The organism is Chitinophaga fulva, assembly GCF_012927205.1.
Taxonomy (GTDB): domain Bacteria; phylum Bacteroidota; class Bacteroidia; order Chitinophagales; family Chitinophagaceae; genus Chitinophaga; species Chitinophaga fulva.
This window is the reverse complement of record NZ_JABBGC010000001.1, coordinates 2854015-2878508: the sequence shown is the minus strand read 5'-3', so window position 1 is coordinate 2878508 and position 24494 is coordinate 2854015. Positions and strand designations below refer to the sequence as shown.

Below are 24494 nucleotides of genomic sequence, written 5' to 3'. Positions count from 1 at the left end.
TGTTAATAATGATTGACGGTCATGTTGTCCGGGATAGCTTTTACAGGTAGCTGCGGATCATACACGATACTATGAAGCATAGCGATATACATAGCTTTCAGCTTTCTGCGCATGCTGCTATCAAAAACAGCCGGGTTAAATATAAATTGCACTTCGGTACAACCCTTGTATTCATTGACATTGATACCCAACACCGCACGCATGTCCACTGCTTCTTCCCTGTCATCGTCCTGCTCTGCCGTCCTATTGGCTTCCAATGTTTTCATATAGTCATAATTGTGGTAGTTAAAGAAAACATGGTCATTCATAAAATCATCTGAAGGAATAATACCGGGTAGTTCATCTATCAGTTTGCGGAAGGGATACAAACTGTTGCTCAGGTCTTCCATGAACCCCTGTTGTATCTTGCGTACATATTCCAGCAGCGGCAAATTGTTGTCTGTCTGCGTTCTGATGAATATCACATTTACAAAATAACCTATCAGGCTGCTGATATCCAGCGTTCCGAACTGCCCTGCATTCCTGGATGAAACGGGCATGGCAAAAGTACCGTCTTCCTTTCCTGTAAACCGGTACAACAGCAGCGAGAGAGCCCCCATCAACAAACCGGCCGGTGTGAGGTTATTTTCCCTGTTGAATCCGCACATATCAGTGTACAGCTGTCCATCGATGGTAAAGATTGTACGTATATCCGTTTCTGTTGCTACCGCTTTTTCGAAGCCTACAGCAGAAAGATCCAGATATGGGTTAAATCCTGCCAGTTTTTTGGTCCAATAGTCTTTTTGCCGGCGGCCTTCCGCTGAGTCAACAAAATGTTTTTGCCATTTTGTAAAGTCCTGGTACTGGCAGGGCAGCGGCGGTAATGCTGATCCGCCATGCTGCAGTTCCTGTTCATACAGAGAAGACAATTCCCGCAGCAGGATACCATCGGAATAACCATCTGTAATGGCATGATGCAATATGAGCACTACCAGAAAACTACCACCTGGCAATTGGTACACCTGCGACTCAAAGAGTGGTGGTTTACCCATGTCGAACTTTTTATGATGCGCCTGGCTAATGACAGCAGCCCTGGCTGCATCATCTTCCAGCACCTTCACCTGTGGATATGGGTGAGAAGCTTCTTCTGCCGGCAATATCCATTGCCGGACACCTGCGGCTGTCCGGACAAAACCGGTACGAAGCACTTCATGCCTTTCTGTAATTTTTTCCAGCGCTTTGTGAAAAGCCGGTATATCAAGTTGCGGCGTCTCATAGCAGGACACTACCGCATCTACCTTTACCTCCCACTCAGAAAAGAAAAACAGTTGGTTATAGGAAGCGTTCAACAGTGTGCCTCTTTCTACTGTGGTCACTACTGGCAATCCCGCCACAGCCGCAATCTCCCGCTGTTCTGCCGACAAAGTATGAATAAGCATTTCGAGATGACGGCGGTAGCTCTCCACCAGCGATGCTATTGTAGCGGCATCATATTGTTGTTGACTGTAACGCACAGAAAGTTCCATATTTCCTGCCACCACGATTCCGGTGACGTCCAGCAAAGTATCCCGCTGCCGGTCCGCCGGCGTCTCCTGTCCATGATAGGCGCCGCTGAAGCTGAACAGTGACGCTCCGTCCTGTGCCGTGCCTGCACCCGAGCCAAAGTCTCCCAGGTAGTTGAAACTGATTTCCGGCGCCAGTTTGTAAGGATGTCCCGTAACATAACGAAGGATACCATAGCCTATTCCTTTTCCTGGTATGCCCTGCAGCATTTCTTTCACCGCTATCAGCTGCTGCACCATATCGGTGGCATAACGCATGTCCAGCACTACCGGATAAATGCTGGTAAACCAGCCTACTGTCCGGGTAACGTCCATCTCTTCTCCTATATATTCACGGCCATGGCCTTCCAGTTGCAGCAAGACGGTTGATGTATTAAACACTTCCTGCATCGCCAATCCCAATGCCGTCAGCAGGATATCATTGGTTGCTGTATGGTAGGCTTTATAACAGCGTGTCAGTAAGTCATTTGTAAGCTTTGTGTCCAGCACGAAGGAGCAGGCTGTCATGTCCTGTACTTTATTGGAACCGTCAGGATGATCTACCGGAAGCGGTGTCACTGCGGTTGCTTCCACTGCCGACCAGTAAGCTGCTTCCTCCGCCAGGGCAGTGCTGTCTGCATAGCGGTACAGCTGCTGTTGCCAGTCACGGAAGGAGTCTGTCTTTAAGGGCAGCGCCGTTGTTACACCGCTGCGGTATTGCTCATACAACGCCGCAAGGTCATCGAACAGGATGCGCCAGGAAACGCCATCTATCACCAGGTGATGCGCCACCAGCAGCAAACGGTCCTTGTCTGTTCCGCGGAACAGGGCCGCCCGGAACAACGGGCCATTCTCCAGGTCGATAGTGGACTGCATGCGGTCACAGATGGCGCCAAATGAAGTGTCGTCTGTCCAGTCATGTACTTCCAGTAAACAGCCCTGCTCACCGCCCAGGTTCTCCTGTTCCCATACCCCGGCCTTGTGACGGTATACCATCCGCAGCGTATCATGATGCAGCAACAAACGGTCCAGCGATGCACGCAAGCTGGGTTCTGACAAACGCTCCCGGCTTTCCAGCAACACAGACTGGTTGTAGTGGCCCCATTCGGAGGAGGTCTGCAAAAACCACTGTTGTACAGGACCTAGTCCTGTCTGCCCTGTAACGGTGGACTGGTCTGCCTCCCGCGTAAGCGGCTGCATACTGCAGGCCAGCTCCGCGATCACAGGGCTGCGCATCACATCCTGGATGCCCAGCATGTATCCCCGCTGTTTCAATCGGGACACGATCTGTATCGACTTGATGGAGTCTCCTCCCAACAGGAAGAAGTCATCATAAATACCCAGCGGGCTTTTCTTCAACACCTCTTCAAACACAGCGATCAGCTGTATCTCTTTATCATTACGGCCGGATACATAAGCCACGTCCGACGTGTGCAGTACCGATTCCGGCGAAGGCAGCGCCTGACGGTCTGTTTTTCCATTCACCGTTACCGGGAAGGAAGCCAGCGATATAAAATGATGCGGCACCATATAGGACGGCAAACGGGAAGACAGATAGTCGCGGACAGCGCGTACATCGTGGCCAGTGCCTTCCAGGTAAGCCACCAGCGCTGCGTCGCCGCCTGCGCTGGTCCACAGTTTCACCACTGCGCCGCTGATACCTTCATACGATTCCAGCACATGTTCTATCTCACCGGTTTCTATACGGTAACCGTGTAGTTTCACCTGCGCGTCCATACGTCCGCCGAATTCCACGTTCCCGTCGGACAGCCAGCGCCCAACGTCTCCTGTACGGTACAAACGTTCCCCTGCCTGGTAGGGATGGGCAATGAAACGCTCCGACGTAAGATCGGGGCGGTTCAGGTAACCCTGTGCCAGCCCTGCTCCTCCAAGGCATATCTCACCATAAACCCCTACCGGCATCAGCTGCTGGTCTTTGTTCAAAATGTAGACCTGCGTATTGGCAATCGGTTTACCAACAGGCACACTGCTATAAGGAATACCACTACCCTGTTCCACCCGGAAAATGGTGGCGCAGATACTGGACTCAGCAGGGCCATAGGCATTATAGTAAGTGCCATGGGACGAAAACGCCATCGCATCTCCCATGATGGCCGCTTCTCCCGCTGTGATCAGCTTCCTGAGGCCAAGCCGGGAGGCATCCAGCAGTTTCAGGTAAGCCGGAGGAAGGGTCGCTATATCTATTTCATGCTGATGGATGTATGCTTCCAGTAATTCAGGGGTCTTCCGTCTTTCTTCATCTATCAAGTGTAAGGTACCACCTGCCAGGATGATGATAAATATCTCAGAAACAGCAGCATCAAATGAGGGAGATGCAAACTGTAATCCTTTTTCATAATGACTGATACCAAAGGCCGCACGTTGCGCGTGGATAGTGTTGACGATCGCATGATGTTCTATCACCACACCTTTAGGCGTACCGGTAGAACCAGAAGTATAGATCACATAAGCAGCCGTGGTGGCGCTTACTTCCGGCAGCCGTCCTGCTGCCGGCATCGTATCCAGTTGCAGGTCCAGCGCGATCAGCGCACCGCTGTAGTGTTCCAGGTTAAAGATGTGGTCTGCCTCCGTGATCAGCACTTGTATGCCCGCATCGCGGATAATAAAGGAACGGCGCTGTTCCGGGTATTCAGGATCTATCGGCACAAAGCAACCACCTGCTTTCAAAATACCCAGGATGGCCACTATCAGCCGGTCGGAGCGGCCCATTAAAATCCCTACCCGCTCTCCGCGTTTCAACTGGTGCGCTTGCAACAGATAATCCGCCAGCCGGTCGGACCGTTCATCCAATACGGCGTAACTGAGCGTCTCTTCCATGAATACCAGCGCCGGCGCATCCGGACGGGACTGTACCTGTTCGCGAAAAAGGCTTACCAGCGTATCTCCCCGGGGATAAGCAACAGTGGTGGCATTAAATGTTTCCAGCAATAGCCGGCGTTCTTCTTTCCCTATATATTCAAGGGAAATCACGGCAGTATCTATATCTTCCAGTATGCCATCAATGAGTGTGGTCAGATGCATCATCAGGCGATCTATCTGCGCGCTCTCATAAACAGCGGTGTTGTAATCAAACTTTATTTCAATATTCCGGTGATGGGAAATCGTTAGCATGAGGTCATAATTCGCCCGTCCAAAAGCACCTCCGGACATCACCGACAAACCCTTAAAACTATCGATGCGTTCTTCTATAGCTTCTACTACGGGGAAGTTTTCGAAGACCAGCATATGGTCCATCAGGTTACGCCCAAGTGTACTGGCTGCCTGTATTTCCGCCAACTGCATGTAGTGATGGTCTGCGCTATCGATCCACATCTGTTGCACCGTTTTCAGTAGGTTACGCACTGTCAGGGTTTTTCCCGGCTGGATACGTACCGGTATCCCGTTACTGAACAGGCCGATCATTTCCTCTACCCCTTCCAATTGCGCCGGACGTCCTGATACCACTGTACCGAAGACAACATCCTCCCTGTCATTGTACTTACCCAGTAATATACCCCAGGCAGCCTGGATGAAGGTACTCTCTGTAATACCCTCTGCGATACACAGCTGCCGGATAGCCTCTCTTCTGTTGCCCTCCAATACCAGCATCTTATGCAGGTTACGGTACCCTTCCCCACGCAATGCCGCTTTAGGCAATGTACTCACGGTATCATATCCTTCCAGGTAATGCCGCCAGTATTCCCGCGTATGGTTACGGTCCAACCCTTCCAGCCATTGTATATAGCCTGAGTAAGGATATACACGCCCCAACCCAGCAGGACGGCCAACCTTCAGGCTCTCGTAGATCTGGAAAAACTCTTTCACCAGGATGCTCACACACCAACCATCCATGATGATATGATGATGACTCCACACAAACTCATAAACATCCTCTTCCAATGCGATCACCGTCAGTCTCATCTGGGAACCTTTATGCAGGTCGAAGCCCCGCAGCCGGTCCTGTTCACGGTACAAGCTTACAGCCGCCTCACTTTCTCCCGATGGATGATACACGGAAAAACCTTCCCGGATATCAGTACACACTACCTGTAACAGGCGCTCTCCGTAATGTTGCGTAAAATGTGTCCGCAGCACGGCATGCCGGGACACCAGCGTATAATAGCTTTGCTCCAGCAAAGACAGGTCCAGCAGCCCTTTCAGACGGTAGCTCATCTGTTCGAAGTACAGCGGAGAACCGGGAGATGACAACCAATGGTAGTACAATCCTTCCTGGAAAGGGCTCAACGGGTATATGTCTTCCACTGCTTTCTCCTGCTGCAGCCCCATCACCTGATCTACTGTCAGCGATGTATAACTCAGGTCTACCGGTGTCAGTTGCCGGCGCGTGGTACCCGACAACCGGTCCGCCAGCCATTCCAGGTGACGTTGCAGCGCTGCCGACAGACGGCTTATCGTAGCCGCCTCAAATTGTTCACGGCTATAATCGATGCTTAAACGCAATACGTCGTCTGCCACCATACCGCTGACTTCCAGCAGCAGGTCCCGCTGCCGGGTGCCAGGCATCTCCCTGCCACGGTGGGCACCGGAGAAGGTAAAGGCAGAAGGCGATGCTTCCGATTGTGAGACTGTTCCGAAGTCGCCCAGATAATTGAAACCTATCTGCGGCTGTAGCTGATAAGGACGGCCACACAAGTAACGAAGGATACCGTAACCGATACCTTTGCCCGGTACCCGGTGAAGGCTTTCCTTCACCGCTATCAGCTGCCGTACCGGATCACCGGCATAGGCAAGGTCCAGCAATACAGGGTACATCGTAGTGAACCAACCCACGGTCCGCGTGACGTCCACGTCACTGCCAATATATTCACGTCCGTGACCTTCCAGCCGCACCAGTATTTCTGTACTGCCAAACACTTCCTGTACTGCCAGCCCCAGGGCCGCCAGTAAAATATCATTGATCTCTGTTCCGTAAGCCTGGTAGCAGCGCGTCAGCAAACATTCCGTTGTGGCAGCTGATAACCGCACGCCCACCGTTTCAATATCCTGCATCAGGTTACTGCCTCCTGCATGGTCCGGTACAAGGCCGGCCACTGCACGGTTTTCAATGGCATCCCAATAAAGCGTTTCCTGTTGCAGGGCATCGCTCGCCGCATAGGCCTGCTGTTGCTGCTGCCAGTAAAGGAAAGAATCTGTCTTCGCCGGCAAGTTGGCGGAAGCGCCCATTGACAATGACTGATAAACGGAAGACAGGTCTTCCAACAGGATACGCCAGGACACAGCGTCCATCACCAGGTGATGGACCACCAGCAGCAAACGGTCTTTGCCTGCTCCACGGAACAGCCCTGCACGCAACAATGGCCCTGTGGAAAGATCTACAGAAGATTGTATACGCTCACAATCGGCAGAGAAAGCTGCTTCATCCTCCCATGTCAATATTTCCAGGCTACAGCCCTGATGTTCGTTTTTGTTTTCCTGTTCCCAGCCGGACGCGGTTTCACGGAATACCATCCGCAGCGCGTCATGATGCTGCACCAGCCTGTCCAGCGTAGCTTTCAGTACCAGTTCAGACAGCGGTTCCCGGCATTCCAGCAATACGGATTGATTATAATGGGCCACCTGTTCCGGGTCTACTGCAAAAAACCAGTGTTGAACAGGGCTCAGAGGAATCATGCCACTCACCGGCGACTGGTCCACCTGATGGTCCAGCACTTTCACACAACCTGCCAACTCAGCGATGACAGGGCGTTTCATGATATCCTTTACCGTCAGTCCCATACCCCGTTGTTTTAACCGAAGTATGATTTGAATAGATTTGATGGAGTCACCACCCAACATAAAGAAGTTGTCCAATATGCCAATGCCCTGTTTCTTCAGCACTTCTTCAAATACAGCTATCAAAACAGTTTCCGTTTCATTACGGGCGGCAACATATGTCTTACCGGATGACCGGTCGTCCGTTTGGGGCGCAGGCAGCGCATGACGGTCTGTTTTACCATTTACGGTCAGTGGGAAGACCGGTACGGAGATCAGCTGCTGCGGCAGCATATAAGCAGGCAGGCGTGTACTCAGGAAGGCCCGTACCTGCTCTGTGTCATGACTGTCTCCTTCCAGGTAGCCTACCAGCAACACTTCCCCGTCTGCCTGCGGCCACGCTTTCACCGCACAGGCTGTAACGCCGGGACAAGCGCTCAGCGCATGTTCTATCTCCCCTGGTTCTATCCTGTAGCCCCGTACTTTTACCTGATCGTCTATACGGCCCTGACAAGCCAGTTCTCCATTCGCCTGCCAACGGCCACTGTCACCGCTGCGGTATAAACGTTTGCCTTCACGGTAAGGATGGGCAATAAATTTCTCCTCCGTAAGGTCCACCCGGTTCAAGTAACCACGTGCCAGCCCAGCCCCTCCTATGCATATTTCTCCATAGACACCTACCGGCACCAGTTGCCCGAAAGCATCCAGGATACAGATTTCCGCACCACTGACCGGTTTGCCGATCAATACAGGCCCTGAGGCCTCCAGCTCTTTTACCACGCAGCCCACTGTTGTCTCCGTAGGGCCGTACTCGTTATATACCCGCATGTGGTTGTTCAGCCGTTTTAATGCCGCCACATGTTCCACCATCACCGATTCTCCTCCCAGTATCGCACAACCTATACCGCTGGGGCCTACATCCAGCGATTCCAACAGCCGTACATGCGAGGGCGTTAGTTTGATGCAGTCCACCCCGCTGTCAATGCCAAGGCAATGTTGCAGTATATCCGGCAGCTCTTTTTCCTGGCCGTAAACATATACCGTAGCCCCGCTGATCAGCGGGCAAAAGATACTTGTCACTGTCAGGTCGAAGGACAAGGAAGTAAACAGCGGAAAATTGCCACGGACAGCCTGCCCGGACACGTAATAATCGCAAGCCCATTGCACATAATGCGACAGGCTGCCGTGTGTGATCTCACAGCCTTTGGGGTTGCCCGTGGATCCTGAAGTATATAATACATAAGCCAGCTGCGTGGCAGTAACTGTTTCCAATGGTTTAACAGCGCCCACATCATTCGACTGATGCCTGAATGCTTCGATTATCTGTTCATCTACCAGTACCTTGCAGTTGCTGCCCTGCCGGATGTAGTTAATCCTCTCTGCCGGATATTCCGGGTCTATAGGTAAATAGGCAGCGCCAGATTTCAGAATACCCAGTATGGTAATAATCTGCCATTCACTGCGGGGCAACATAATTCCGGCCAGGTCGCCATTCTGCAGTGCATAATGCACTTGCAGCCAGGCAGCGAAACGGCTGGCCTGCTGGTCCAGTTCCTGGTAGGTCAATTGTTTTTCACCGAATATAACAGCGATAGCGTCCGGGGATGCCTTTACTGTTTTTTCAAACAAGGATACTACCGTATCAGTGGATGACCAATGATGATCTAACGTGTTAAAGATATCCAGCAACTGTTTTTCTTCCTGTTTGTCTAACATCGCCTGCCGGGCAACAGGAAGCTGTGGCGCCGCAACAACCCCTTCCAACAGCCGGACGAAATGATCAGCCATCCGCTCTATTGTATCCCGGTTGAAAATGTCCAGGCTATACTCCAGGCTTAACAACATTCCGTTACCCATCGCCTCCATATTGAAGGTGAGATCAAATTTGCTGATAACATGTGTTGTGTCATCATAAGCATTCACCTCCAGCGAGTCAAATTTTCCAGCCGGCTGTGCGGCGGCCGTTTGCTGCAAGGAAAGCATCACATCAAACAATGAATTGCGGCTCATATCGCGATGGAGCTCCAGCTCCTCTACCAGCTTATCAAACGGAAAAGCCTGATGACTGTACGCCTCCAAAGTGGTTGTCTTTACCAATTGCAACAGCTCGTGGAAACTGCCGGCAGGATCGAACTGTAACCGCAGCGGCAGGGTATTGACATAAAAACCGATCTGGTCTTTAAGATCAGCATGCTCCCTTCCGGCAACAGGCGTACCAATAACAATATCCTGTTGCGCGGTATATTTGTACAGCAATAGATTCACCGTTGCCAGGAGCCCCATGAACAAGGTTGTTCCTTCTTTCTGCATCAGCCGTTTCATACCGTCCATCACAACAGGCGATATCTCTCTTCTTACAAGACTTCCTCTATAGGTTTTCACAGCAGGACGTGCATTGTCGCCAGGTAACAATATCACTGGTATCCCGCTGCGGAACTGTTGCATCCAATAGTCCCTGTGTTCTTTCATCCCGTGGGTATCCAGGCATTCCTGTTGCCACGCCGCATAATCCCTGTACTGTATTCGTAGTGGCGGTAATTCCACCGGTTGTCCCTGCACTGCTCCATTGTACAATGACAACACTTCCTTCATCAGGACATCCATAGACCAGGCATCGCTGATAATATGGGCCATTGTATAAACGAGCACCCATTTGTCGCCGTCTGTTTTCAACAGTACGGCCCGTACCAGCGGTCCCCTGGAAAAGTCGAACCGGAAAGTAGTTTCCCATTCTGCAATTCTTCTGATCTCCTCCTGCAGGTCCGCGATACCGGTCAGATCTCTATAAATTACTTCAAAGCCAAGTTCTTCCTGTGTCAGCACAAATTGCCGCAGTTCCCCACTATCATCCATCCGGAAAACGGTTCTCAGCACCTCGTGTCTTTCGATAACACGGTTCAATGTTTGCGTCATCACCTCAATGTCCAGTTGACCATTGATCACAAATCCATTGGTGATATTATAGGCGCTGTCTCCACCTTCCAGTTGCCCCAGCACCCAAAGGCGCCGCTGCGAAGAAGACACCACGTAACTCTCCTGCTGCGGCAGGTGCGGGATCATTTCATAATCCGCATCCGCCGAACGTTCCTTCAGATAAGCAATCAGCTCCTGCTTCCGTCCTCTTATCTCCTGCAACAATTGTTGAGGGATGCTGTTGAGATCTGCATGAACTTTCAGTTTATCTTCTTCCGCAAGTTCAATAACAATATTGCTTTGTATCAGCCTGTCAATTAATTCAGTTATCATAGTGCTAGAGTGTGAAATTTTTCTCTGAAATAAGATTATCCTCTGGTTCTCCCTGTTTGTTCCGCAACCATTCCGTCCGTTGTATCTCTTTTCCGATTTCCCGGATGGTAGCTTTCCCGAAGAACTCTTTCACTTTAATGATCACGTTGAATTCTTTATGCAGTTGGGCCAGTAACTTCATGGCATTGAGGCTATGACCGCCCAGTGTAAAGAAGTTATCTTCCACGCTGATTTTTTCGATACCCAATAATTCCCGCCAGATCTGCAATACTCTTTCTTCCAAAGGTGTTCCAGGTGGCACATAGGTTTTTTCCGGTGACTGGTCCGCCAGATAGTAGGCCAGTAAACGCTCTTTATCTGTTTTTCCATTAACAGTCATAGGTATGGCAGGCAACTGCAGCACATGGGACGGGACCATAAATTCAGGCACGAGAGCAGCCAGGTATAATTTCAGTGCCTCGGGGTCGATTGTTTTTTTGCCGGTCACATATGCTACCAGGTATTTGCTACCGGCGTCTCCGGCAGCTATTACCACCGCCGCATCTATTTCAGGCCTGTCCTGCAACAGGGTTTCTATTTCACCCGGTTCCACACGGTATCCCCTGATCTTGATCTGGTCATCCATGCGGCCGAGGAAAACGATTTCCCCATCCGCCTGCCAGCAGCCGGCATCTCCGGTTTTATACAGGCGCTCTCCCGGTACCCGGGGATCAGGCACAAACTTCGCCGCAGTAATGGCGGGTTGATTACGATATCCCTTCGCCACTCCTGCACCGCCAATGTAGATTTCCCCACGGACTCCCGGAGGACATAACCGCAACGCATGATCGCAGATCAAAATGCGGGTATTCGCCACAGGTTTTCCTATCAGCACCGGTCCTTCTCCATTCAGCTCTTTCACCACGCAGCCCACGGTCGTTTCCGTAGGCCCGTACTCGTTATATACCTTTATTCCGGGACTGATATTTTTCAGTATCCTTACGTGTTCACTCTTTACCTCTTCACCTCCTACAATGGCACATTTCATGGCAGAAGAAGATACCGGCAGGTCTTTCAGGATATTAATATGGGCAGGTGTCAGCTTAATGCTCTGTATACCGCTTTCACTACTGAAGCTGTGTGCCAGTACCTGTAGCAGGTCCTCTTCCTGTCCGTAGATATGTAAAGTACGCCCGGTGGTAAGGGAGCAAAAAATACTGGTAACCGTCAGGTCGAAAGAAACAGATGTAAACAGGCCAAAATCCGCACTACACCCATCTTTAAAATAGTAGCTATTGGCCCACTGGATATAATTCGCCAGACTGGCATGTGAAATCATACATCCCTTTGGCTGGCCGGTGGAACCGGAAGTATAAATAATATAAGCTGTACTGTCAGGCGTTGCAGTATGGGATGTCCGCAGCACCGGTATATTGTCGCCCCGGAAATGTTGTATCTCTTCCTCATCGATTACCAGCCGGCAGTTTCCATCCCTGGTGAGGTATTGTATCCGTTGTTCCGGGTAGGTGATATCGATGGGCAGGTAAGCAGCGCCGGCTTTCAGTATCCCCAGTATAGAAACGATCAGCCATTCATTACGTGGCAGTTTTATTCCTACCAGGTCGCCCGCTTTTACGCTGTGTTTTGCTGTCAGGTAAGCAGCCAGTGCGATAGCCTGCTCATTCAGCTCGTGGTAGGACAGCAGGCCGCCCTCAAATGTCAGTGCTGTCTGGTCCGGTGTTGCTGCCACACAGGCTTCAAACATCTCCATGACTGTCAGATAAGGAAACGTTGTTGCGGTATCATTAAACCCGGCAGTCAACAGTATTTTTTCGCCGGAAGAAAGGATGTCAATATCCCCGGTCCTGATATCAACATCAGCTGCCATCTGCCGGACAATCTGCAGCAGGTGCTGTTTCACCTGTAACATCAACTGTTCCGTATATACGGCACCGTTATAACTGAACAACAGTTCCGTGGCCGTACCCGGATGGATAGTGATTGTCATGTCATAGTTAGACCTGTCAAATCCGTCAGCAGCTATAAACGTCCAGTTACTGGCAGCACTTTTCCTTTCCACGTTATCTTTTACGATAGCCGTTACCGGGAAATTTTCAAATACCAGGATGTGGTCAAACAGGTTTCTCCCTAATGTAGTGGCCGCCTGTACCTCGGCCAGTTGTACGTAGTGATAGTGGCTGCCCATGGTCGCCGCCTGTTGCATTTTCTTCAGCAGCGCCAGTACCGTTTCATCTTCAGAAAGACGGACCCTCACCGGTACCGTATTGCTGAAGAGACCGATCATTTCTTCTATACCTTTCAGCTCTGCCGGTCTTCCTGATACTACAGCACCGAACACCGCGTCATCGGTGTTATTATACCTATTCAGCAATATTCCCCATGCGGCCTGGATAAAAGTACTTTCAGTAATTCCTGTTGTCTGGCATATATTTCTCACGGAAGCCATCAATGTGGCGTCCAGTTGCAGTACCTCCCGGCATCCACGATGGTCCTCCTCCCTCGCTTTCATACGGGGCAATGTAGCAGGCGTATCATATACATTCAGATAGTTGCTCCAGTAAGACAACGCTTCTTCCCTGTTCACATTACTCAACAGCTGTATATAGGTAGCATATGGATGCACTTCCGGTAACAACGGACGGCCTCCTGCCAACAGGCTGTCATATATGGTAAAGAAATCCTTCACCAATACACTGACACACCACCCATCCATGATGATGTGATGATGGCTCCAGACAAATTCATACATTTCCGCACCCAAATCGATAACCGTCAACCGCATTTGTGATCCTTTACTGAGATTGAAGCCACTCATCCGGTCATCTTCCTTAAAACAACGTATAAAGTCTTCTGTATCTCCGGTAGCCCGGATAGCTGAAAAGCCTTCCTTGATTTCACGCACTACAATCTGTAATGTGCGCTCTCCAAAATGTTGTGAAAAATGCGTGCGTAATACGGCATGCCGTGATATCAGCGCGTAGTAGCTTTTCTCCAGCACCTGTATATCAAGATCCGCCTTCATGCGGTAGCTCATCTGTTCAAAATACACCGGTGAAGCAGGTGAAGCCGCCCAATGATAATACAAGCCTTCCTGTAACGGACTTAGCGGATATACATCTTCCAGCGCCACTTCTTTTTGCAGTGTCATTACTTCCTGAACAGACAATTCCTTCCAGGTGAGGTCCGATGGTGTAAGCAGCGTATCTGTATGTACTGACAAAGTATGAATAAGCATTTCGAGATGACGGCGGTAGCTCTCTACCAGTGATGCTATTGTAGCGGCATCATATTGTTGTTGGCTGTAACGCACAGAAAGTTCCATATTTCCTGCCACCACGATTCCGGTGACGTCCAGCAAAGTATCCCGCTGCCGGTCCGCCGGCGTCTCCTGTCCATGATAGGCGCCGCTGAAGCTGAACAGTGACGCTCCGTCCTGTGCCGTGCCTGCACCCGAGCCAAAGTCTCCCAGGTAGTTGAAACTGATTTCCGGCGCCAGTTTGTAAGGATGTCCCGTAACATAACGAAGGATACCATAGCCTATTCCTTTTCCTGGTATACCCTGCAGCATTTCTTTCACCGCTATCAACTGCTGTACCACATCGGTGGTATAACGCATGTCCAGCACTACCGGATAAATGCTGGTAAACCAGCCTACTGTCCGGGTAACGTCCATCTCTTCTCCTATATACTCACGGCCATGGCCTTCCAGTTGCAGCAAGACGGTTGATGTATTAAACACTTCCTGCATCGCCAATCCTAATGCTGTCAGCAGGATATCATTGATTTCCGTATTGTAGGCTTTATAACAGCGTGTCAGTAAATCATTAGTAAGCTTTGTGTCCAGGGTAAAAGCACATTCCGTCATGTCCTGTACTTTATTGGAACCGTCAGGATGATCTACCGGAAGCGGTGTCACTGCGGTTGCTTCCACTGCCGACCAGTAAGCTGCTTCCTCCGCCAGGGCAGTGCTGTCTGCATAGCGGTACAGCTGCTGTTGCCAGTCACGGAAGGAGTCTGTCTTTAAGGGCAGCGCCGTTGTTACACCGCTGCGGTATTGCTCATACAACGCCGCAAGGTCATCGAACAGGATGCGCCAGGAAACGCCATCTATCACCAGGTGATGCGCCACCAGCAGCAAACGGTCCTTGTCTGTTCCGCGGAACAGGGCCGCCCGGAACAACGGGCCATTCTCCAGGTCGATAGTGGACTGTATGCGGTCACAGATGACGCCAAATGAAGTGTCGTCTGTCCAGTCATGTACTTCCAGTAAACAGCCCTGCTCACTGCCCAGGTTCTCCTGTTCCCATACTCCGGCCTTGTGATGGTATACCATCCGCAGCGCATCATGATGCAACAACAAATGGTCCAGCGATGCACGCAAGCTGGGTTCTGACAAACGCTCCCGGCTTTCCAGCAACACAGACTGGTTGTAGTGGCCCCATTCGGAGGAGGTCTGCAAAAACCACTGTTGTACAGGACCTAGTCCTGTCTGCCCTGTAACGGTGGACTGGTCTGCCTCCCGCGTAAGCGGCTGCATACTGCCGGCCAGCTCCGCGATCACAGGGCTGCGCATCACATCCTGGATGCCCAGCATATATCCCCGCTGTTTCAATCGGGACACGATCTGTATCGACTTAATGGAGTCTCCTCCCAACAGGAAGAAGTCATCATAAATACCCAGCGGGCTTTTCTTCAACACCTCTTCAAACACAGCGATCAGCTGTATCTCTTTATCATTACGGCCGGATACATAAGCCACGTCCGACGTGTGCAGTACCGATTCCGGCGAAGGCAGCGCCTGACGGTCTGTTTTTCCATTCACCGTTACCGGGAAGGAAGCCAGCGATATAAAATGATGCGGCACCATATAGGTCGGCAAACGGGAAGACAGGTAGTCGCGGACAGCGCGTACATCGTGGTCCGCGCCTTCCAGGTAAGCCACCAGCGCTGCGTCGCCGCCTGCGCTGGTCCACAGTTTCACCACTGCGCCGCTGATACCTTCATACGATTCCAGCACATGTTCTATCTCACCGGTTTCTATACGGTAACCGTGTAGTTTCACCTGCGCGTCCATACGTCCGCCGAATTCCACGTTCCCGTCGGACAGCCAGCGCCCAACGTCTCCTGTACGGTACAAACGTTCCCCTGCCTGGTAGGGATGGGCAATGAAACGCTCCGATGTAAGATCGGGACGGTCCAGGTAACCCTGTGCCAGCCCTGCTCCTCCAAGGCATATCTCACCATAAACCCCCACCGGCATCAGCTGCTGGTCTTTGTTCAAAATGTAGACCTGCGTATTGGCAATCGGTTTACCAACAGGCACACTGCTATAAGGAATACCACTACCCTGTTCCACCCGGAAAATGGTGGCGCAGATACTGGACTCAGCAGGGCCATAGGCATTATAGTAAGTGCCATGGGACGAAAACGCCATCGCATCTCCCATGATAGCCGCTTCTCCCGCTGTGATCAGCTTCCTGAGGCCAAGCCGGGAGGCATCCAGCAGTTTCAGGTAAGCCGGAGGAAGGGTCGCTATATCTATTTCATGCTGATGGATGTATGCTTCCAGTAGTTCAGGGGTCTTCCGGCTTTCTTCATCCACTACATACAGGGTGCCTCCTGTTGCTAACATCATGAATATCTCCCAGACGGAAGCGTCAAAAGAGGGAGATGCAAACTGCAATCCTCTTTCGTGACCATCAAGCTCAAAGGCCGCACGTTGCGCACGGATAGTATTGACGATTGCATGATGTTCAATCACCACACCTTTAGGCGTACCGGTAGAACCGGAAGTGTAGATCACATAAGCTGCCGTGGTGGCGCTTACTTCCGGCAGCTGTCCTGCTGCCGGCATCGTATCCAGTTGCAGGTCCAGCGCGATCAGCGCACCGCTGTAGTGTTCCAGGTTAAAGATGTGGTCTGCCTCCGTGATCAGCACCTGTATGCCCGCATCGCGGATAATAAAGGAACGGCGCTGTTCCGGGTATTCAGGATCTATCGGCACAAAGCAGCCACCTGCTTTCAAAATACCCAGGATGGCCACTATCAGCCGGTCGGAGCGGCCCATTAAAATCCCTACCCGCTCTCCGTGTTTCAACTGGTGCGCCTGCAACAGATAATCCGCCAGCCTGTCGGACCGTTCGTCCAATACGGCGTAACTGAGCGTCTCTTCCATGAATACCAGCGCCGGCGCATCCGGACAGGACTGTACCTGTTCGCGGAAAAGGCTTACCAGCGTACCTTCAGAAGGATAAGCAACAGTGGTGTCATTAAATGTTTCCAGCAACAACCGGTGTTCTTCCTGGCTGATATAATTGATAGTACCTATGTTTTCATCTATGTTTTCAATCATTGCATGGATAATTCCTTTCAAATGGGATATCATGCGTTCAACCTGATCGTTTTCGTATATGCTTTCGTTATAGTCGAACTTAATTACAATGCTGTCCCTCGCAATGACGGTGATCATGAGGTCATAGTTGGCCTGACCAAAAACACTATTTCCTAATACGGCGATGTTCCTGACATTTTCCATGGTTTCTTCCACCGCTTCTACCACGGGATAATTTTCAAAGACCAGCATATGGTCCATCAGGTTACGCCCAAGTGTACTGGCCGCCTGTATTTCCGCCAACTGCATATAGTGATGGTCTGCACTGCCGATCCACATCCGCTGTACTGTTTTCAGTAAGCTGCGGACTGTCAAGTTTTTCTCCGGCCGGATACGTACCGGTATCGCATTACTGAACAGGCCGATCATTTCTTCCATTCCCTCCAGCTGCGCCGGGCGTCCTGATACTACTGTACCGAAAACAACATCTTCCCTGTCATTGTACTTACCCAACAATATACCCCAGACAGCCTGGATGAAGGTACTCTCCGTTACGCCGGCTGTTGTGCATACACTGCGGATGGAAGTCCTAAGTGCTCCGTCCAGTAACAGCGTTTGCTGGTTGCCACGGAACGTCCTTCCGGGTGCTTTCATTCGGGGTATTGTACTTACGGTATCATATCCTTCCAGGTAATGCCGCCAGTATTCCCGCGTATGGTTACGGTCCAGCCCTTCCAGCCATTGTATATAGCCTGAGTAAGGATATACACGCCCCAACCCGGCAGGACGGCCAACCTTCAGGCTCTCGTAGATCTGGAAAAATTCTTTCACCAGGAGGCTCACACACCAACCATCCATGATGATATGATGATGACTCCACACAAACTCATAAACATCCTCTTCCAATGCGATCACCGCCAGTCTCATCTGGGAACCTTTATGCAGGTCGAAGCCCCGCAGCCGGTCCTGTTCACGGTACAAGCTTACAGCGGCTTCACTTTCACCTGATGGACGGTACACGGAAAAACCTTCCCGGATATCAGTACACACTACCTGTAACAGGCGCTCTCCGTAATGTTGCGTAAAATGCGTCCGCAGCACTGCATGTCGGGACACCAGCGTATAATAGCTTTGCTCCAGCAAAGACAGGTCCAGCAGCCCTTTCAGACGGTAACTCATCTGTTCGAAGTACAGCGGAGAACCGGGAGAAGACAACCAGTGGTAGTACAATCCTTCCTGGAAAGGGCTCAACGGGTATATATCTTCCACTGCTTTCTCCTGCTGCAGCCCCATCACCTGATCTACTGTCAGCGATGTATAACTCAGGTCTACCGGTGTCAGTTGCCGGCGCGTGGTACCCGACAACCGGTCCGCCAACCATTCCAGGTGACGTTGCAGCGCTGCCGACAGACGGTTTATCGTAGCCGCCTCAAATTGTTCACGGCTATAATCGATGCTTAAACGCAATACGTCGTCTGCCACCATACCGCTGACTTCCAGCAGCAGGTCCCGCTGCCGGGTGCCGGGCATCTCCCTGCCACGGTGGGCACCGGAGAAGGTAAAGGCTGAAGGCGATGCTTCTGATTGTAAGACCGTTCCGAAGTCGCCCAGATAATTGAAACCTATCTGTGGCTGTAGCTGATAAGGACGGCCACACAAATAACGAAGGATACCGTAACCGATACCTTTGCCCGGTACCCGGTGAAGGCTTTCCTTCACCGCTATCAGCTGCCGTACCGGATCACGGGCATAGGTAAGGTCCAGCAATACAGGGTACATCGTAGTGAACCAACCGACGGTCCGCGTGACGTCCACATCACTGCCAATATATTCGCGCCCGTGACCTTCCAGTCGCACCAATATTTCTGTACTGCCAAACACTTCCTGTACTGCCAGCCCCAGGGCCGCCAGTAAAATATCATTGATCTCTGTTCCGTAAGCCTGGTAGCAGCGCGTCAGCAAACATTCCGTTGTGGCGGCTGATAACTGTACGCCCACCGTTTCAATATCCTGCATCAGGTTACTGCCTCCCGCATGGTCCGGCACAAGGCCGGCCACTGCGCGGTTTTCAATGGCATCCCAATAAAGTGTTTCCTGTTGCAGGGCATCACTCACCGCATAGGCCAGCTGTTGTTGCTGCCAGTAAAGGAAAGAATCCGTCTTCGCCGGCAAGTGGGCAGAGATGCCCATCGACAATGCCTGATAAACAGAAGACAAGTCTTCCAGCAGGATACGCCAGGACACAGCGTCCATCACCAGGTGATGGACTACCAGCAGCAAACGGTCTTTGCCTGCTCCGCGGAACAGGCCCGCGCGCAACAATGGCCCTGTGGAAAGATCTACAGAAGATTGTATACGCTCACAATCAGCAGTGAAAGCGGCTTCATCTCCCCATGTCAATATTTCCAGGCTACAGCCCTGATGTTCGTTTTTATTTTCCTGTTCCCAGCCGGACGCGGTTTCACGGAATACCATCCGCAGCGCGTCGTGATGCTGCACCAGCCTGTCCAGCGTAGCTTTCAGCGCCAGTTCAGACAGTGGTTCCTGGCTTTCCAGCAACACGGATTGATTGAAATGCGAAACATGCTCCGGGTCCACCTCAAAAAACCAGTGCTGAATAGGGCTCAGAGGAATCATGCCGCTCACCGGCGACTGGTCCGCTTCACGGACCAGCACTTTCACATAATCAGCCAGCACCGAAATAGTAGTATACTGCAATACTTCCTGGATAGTAAGCGTATAACCGCGTTGTTTCAGGCGGGCCACTATCTGTATCGATTTGATGGAATCACCGCCCAGCATGAAGAAGTCATCCAATACGCCAATGCCCTGTTTCTTCAACACCTCTTCAAATACGGCTATCAAAACAGTTTCCGTTTCATTACGGGCGGCAACATATGTCTTACCGGATGACCGGTCGTCCGCTTGGGGCGCAGGCAGTGCATGACGGTCTGTTTTACCATTTACAGTCAGTGGGAAAACCGGTACGGAGATCAGCTGCTGCGGCAGCATATAAGCAGGCAGGCGCGTACTCAGGAAGGCCCGTACCCGCTCCGTGTCATGGCTGTCTCCTTCCAGGTAGCCTGCCAACAGTACTTCCCCGTCTGCCTGCGGCCACGCTTTCACCGCACAGGCTGTAATGCCGGGACAAGCGCTCAGCGCATGTTCTATCTCCCCTGGTTCTATCCTGTAGCCCCGTACTTTTACCTGGTCGTCTATACGGCCCTGACAAGCCAGTTCTCCATTCGCCTGCCAACGGCCACTGTCACCGCTGCGGTATAAACGTTTGCCTTCACGGTAAGGGTGGGCAATAAATTTCTCCTCCGTAAGGTCCGCCCGGTTCAGGTAACCACGTGCCAGCCCTGCCCCTCCTATGCATATTTCTCCATAGACACCTACCGGCACCAGTTGCCCGAAAGCATCCAGGATACAGATTTCCGCACCACTGACCGGTTTGCCGATCAATACAGGCCCTGAGGCCTCCAGCTCTTTTACCACGCAGCCCACTGTTGTTTCCGTAGGGCCGTATTCGTTATACACCCGCATGTGGTTATTCAGCTGTTTTAATGCCGCCACATGTTCCACCATCACCGCTTCTCCACCCAAAATAGCGCAACCTATGCCACTGGCGCCGATTTCCAGCGCTTCCAGCAACCGTACATGCGAGGGCGTTAATTTGATGCAGTCCACCCCACTATCAATGCCAAGGCAATGTTGCAGTATATCCGGCAGTTCTTTTTCCTGGCCGTAAACATATACCGTAGCACCACTTATCAGCGGGCAAAAGATACTTGTCACTGTCAGGTCGAAGGACAAGGAAGTAAACAGTGGGAAATTGCCACGTACCGCCTTGCCGGACACATAATATTCACAGGCCCATTGCACATAGTGTGACAGACTACCGTGTGTGATCTCGCAGCCTTTGGGATTGCCTGTAGAGCCGGAGGTGTATAGTACATAAGCCGGTTCTTCCGGCATCACAGGCACGTCTTCCCAGGCAACTCCGGCGAGGGTATCCAGCTGTACGTCTATGGCGAAGAGTGGCCCATTGAAATAGGTGATATCAAAAAGATAATTCGTCTGTGTAATCAATACTTTCAAAGCGGCATCTTCAACAATAGCCGCCTTGCGTATCTCCGGATAGGCCGGGTCTACCGGCACATACACGGCTCCGGCTTTTAATATGCCCAACATCGCCACAATCATTTTCTCCGACCTGTCCAGCATAATTCCCACACGGTCGCCCCGGCGCACCGCACATTCGCCTGCAAGGTATGCTGCCAACCTGTTAGCAGCTTCGTTCACCTGCTGGTAGCTGAATGGCTGGTTATCGAAAACAATGGCAGCGGCTTCCGGAGCAACGGTCACTTGCGCCGCCAGCAGTGCCGGGATAGCACGAAAAGCAGGTACTGCCGCACGGTCTCTATTGAATGTTTCGAGGAGCAGTTGTTTTTCATCCGCATGGAGGTAATCCGCCTGCGCCACCGGCACAAATGGCTCCGTGATCAGTGCTTCCAGCAGCTGCAGGAAATGGCTGCAATAACGCCGGGCAGTTTCCCCGGTATATATGTCTGTATTGTATTCAAGGGACATGTATATTTCCTTGTCCGTATTGGTGAACATCCAGGTCAGATCAAATTTGCTGACATGGTGCTGGCCATCTTCGAGGGGTTTGATGCGCAGCCCTGCATTTTCAATGCCGGCAGCAATATCTGCGGTGGCCATCCTGTCGTGAAGGTCCACAAATACATCGAACAAGGGCGCACGGCTCATATCCCGCTTTAGTTTCAGCTCATCGATCAGTTGATCAAACGGGAATACTTCATGCCGGAAGGCAGCCAATGTCAGTTGTCTTACTTCTTCCAGCAGTTCCACAAAAGTGATATCACTACTGAAACGCGTTCTGAGCGGGAGGATATTGGTATAAAAACCTATCTGGTCCTCCAATGCCAGGTGAGCCCTGGCAGCCACCGGGCTGCCAATAACGATATCACGTTGTCCTGTGTAGCGGTGCAGCAATACGTTGATAACCGTCATCAGGCCCATAAACAGGGTATCCCCCCTTTCCTGCAGAAAAGTTTTTAAGCGCTCTGACAGGTCCTTATCGATTACGCTGTAAATAATATCTCCATGATAGGTTTTCACCGCCGGCCTGGGATGGTCCGCCGGTAACTGTAACACCGGCAATTCACCAGAGAATTGCTCCATCCAATAGGTACGGTGGGTGGTCAATGCATCTTCCCGCAGCTGTTCCTGCTGCCATGCAGCATAGTCTTTATATTGGACAGGCAAGGGCGGTAAACCGGCTTCATTACCGGTGATAGCGGCATGATAAATGGCAAACAGTTCCCGCAGCAATACCTGCATGGACCAGTCATCACTGATAATGTGATGCATCATATAGGAAAGCACCCAGCGTTCATCCTCTACCCGGAACAATGTAGCCCGCAGCAACGGGCCTTTAGCGAGCTGGAAACGGTACCGGCTTTCAGCATCGAGGAAACTGCTGATCCGCTGTTCCTGATCTGCCAGATTTCTTATATCCTCATAGGGAATATCGAAGGCTATTTCTTCCGGGGAGAGAATAAATTGCCTTATCTCCCCTGCCTGCGATTCTCCAAAAACTGTTCTCAATATTTCATGACGGGCAATCATGCCGTCAAAGGCGGCCTTCAGCAGGGCCACGTTCAGTGAACCTTCTATGACATAAGCGCCCGGCATATTGTACGCCATGCTGCCATCTTCAAACTGGCACAATACCCAGAGGCGCCTTTGCGCGGAAGACAGGGCATAGTGGGGCTGGGGCGCTGTTGGCTGAATGGCTACAGCACCGGCGGACAGCCCGGCAGCAATAAACGCCGCCTGCTTACGGATAGTATTTTCCGTGAAGACATCCGCGATACGGATAACGACATTAAATTCATGCTGTATCCTGGACACCAGTTGTATAGCCCGCAGCGAATGTCCGCCTATACTGAAAAAAGAGATGTTCCTGCTGATCCTGTTATATCCTAATATTTCCTTCCAGAACGTTTCCAATTTTTCTTCCACGGTCCCTGATGGAGCTTCAAAGCTGGCGCCTCCCATGACCACTTCTTCCGGAACGGGCAGTGCCCTCCTGTCAATTTTTCCATTTACATTCAGTGGAAATGCTTCCAGGTGAATAAAATAAGAAGGTATCAACTGCGTATTCAGGCTTTGTTCCAACTGGCTGCGGAAAGTTTCCACATCCCTTTCCATCCCTGTATAGTAGGCTATCAGGGATGTCAGGTTATCATCAGTGCGGTGGGCTTTCACAACTGTTTGATGAATACCGTCCAACGCCAGCAGTGCCCTCTCTACCTCTATCAGTTCCACCCGGACACCGTTTACCTTTACCTGGCTGTCGAGGCGCCCGAGCACTTCAATATTGCCATCAGACAAATACCTGCCCAGATCGCCGGTTTTATAAACTATATCTTCCGCATCATTACTAAGCGGATTTTGCACAAAAAATTCTTTGGTAAGCGTTTCATTTTTATAATATCCTTTGGTGGCAAAGGGAGTCTTAATATAGATTTCGCCTATCTCACCAGCACTACAGATATATCCGTCTTTAATAACGGCAATATTGGTATTGCTGATGGGAATGCCCACCGGGATGGATTGTGAAGGGCTGTCTGACAGCGTTCCTATCCGGAAGAAAGATTTCACCATGGTTGTTTCCGTAGGGCCGTACAAGTTTACTATTTGCACGTGGTCGCCGGCCAGTTTCCTCCATTCGCTGATATCCCTGGTATACAGCATCTCCCCGGCCATCATCAGGTATTGTAAGGCACTCAGGTCGTATTGCCGGTCAGACCATTCCATTTCCTTTACCAGCACCCGGAACAAGGACGGCACACAATGTATCAGTGTAATCCGGTTGTCTGCCAGCCATTGCAACAAAGCAGCCGGATTGGCCTTCGTATCTGCGTCGGGGATACAGACAGTGCCACCGGCGATCAATCCTACAAAAACATCACGCAGCGAAGCATCAAAAGTAAATTGGGTAATCTGGCTCACCCTAACGTTGTCGGCTATATTAAATTCTTTGAGTTCCCAGTGTATAAAATGGCTCAACCCGGCATGTGCCCCTTCTATCGCTTTTGCTTTTCCTGTAGAGCCGGAAGTATAAAAAATATAGTTACTGCTCCGGCCATCAGCCAGGAGCGGCGGGTTCTCCTGCCAGCCTGCTTCTTCTTTGAAATCAACCGGCGTGGAGTGGCCATCTTTCCACTCATACAAGCTCATGTTGCCTTCCTGATCTGCCACAATATAGCATGCGAAGGGGATGGACAGTGATTCCATCACTACCGGGACCACCTCCTGCAGAACTGCATCCACAATAATAATCCCATCAAAAGTCTCTTCGAATATCTGAGCCAGCCGTTTTGTGGAAAACTGTGCATCTACCGGCAGATAGATACCCCCACTTTTAAAAACGCCCAACATGGCCGCTACCAGCTGTATAGACGACTGGCCCAACACGTTCACAATAGTTCCTTTTTTACAACCGATATGTTTCAGCAAAGCAGCTATCCTGTTGGCATATATATTGAGTCCTGCATAGGATATTTTCCCGGTAACGGTTTCTATAGCGATGCGTGAAGGATTATTTTTTACTACTTCTTCAAAAACGCTGTGGATCACTTTCTTGTCCATAT

General features: G+C 51.1%; 2 protein-coding genes. Both read right to left on the bottom strand.

What is annotated here, in order from left to right:
- Positions 1-2 precede the first annotated feature (2 nt).
- The gene (locus tag HHL17_RS11715) at positions 3-10478 is read right to left on the bottom strand and encodes a non-ribosomal peptide synthetase (protein WP_169224902.1); all 10476 of its coding nucleotides are present in this window, start codon (positions 10476-10478) and stop codon (positions 3-5) included.
- Between the two features lie 4 nt (positions 10479-10482).
- Positions 10483-24492, bottom strand: a complete 14010-nt coding sequence (locus tag HHL17_RS11710; RefSeq protein WP_169224901.1) for a non-ribosomal peptide synthetase — start codon at positions 24490-24492, stop codon at positions 10483-10485.
- Between the last annotated feature and the right edge of the window lie 2 nt (positions 24493-24494).

Coding starts and splice junctions, on each gene's coding strand:
- HHL17_RS11715 (WP_169224902.1), bottom strand. CDS start 10,478: ATGATAACTGAATTAATTGACAGGCTGATACAAAGCAATATTGTTATT.
- HHL17_RS11710 (WP_169224901.1), bottom strand. CDS start 24,492: ATGGACAAGAAAGTGATCCACAGCGTTTTTGAAGAAGTAGTAAAAAAT.